The organism is Chromohalobacter sp. HP20-39 (assembly GCF_033052815.1).
Classification (GTDB): Bacteria; Pseudomonadota; Gammaproteobacteria; order Pseudomonadales; family Halomonadaceae; genus Chromohalobacter.
The window spans coordinates 1-279 of record NZ_JAWHTP010000585.1 but is presented as its reverse complement, the minus strand read 5'-3'; the positions used below and the strand labels follow the sequence as shown (position 1 = coordinate 279).

Annotated in this window: 1 protein-coding gene; it reads left to right on the top strand. The window is 55.2% G+C overall.

The annotated features are described in order from the left end of the window. Nucleotides 1-279 (top strand): hypothetical protein (locus tag RVY79_RS19275; protein WP_317466172.1); only part of this gene is annotated, 279 nt, incomplete at both ends.

Genomic DNA, 279 nt, shown 5'->3' with positions numbered 1-279 from the left:
TCTGGCTGCAGCGTTTCCTAAAGCGATTCAGGAGACGCAAGGCACAATCCTGTCCAAGCTTTCGGATGGCTTGGCTGCCCAGGAGCTGTTGCGGAGCAAGTTTGCAATGCTCACTTCGCAGCTAGACCGATTCAAGCACGACATGGCGGCTCGCATGCAGGATGCGAAGACTCATCTAGCCAGGACGGTGGAGGAGGCGCATCTCGCGTTGAATGAGGCTTTTCCGCAAAGTATTGAGAGCGCAAATCGTGCCATTTTGACCAAGTTGGTGGACGGCCA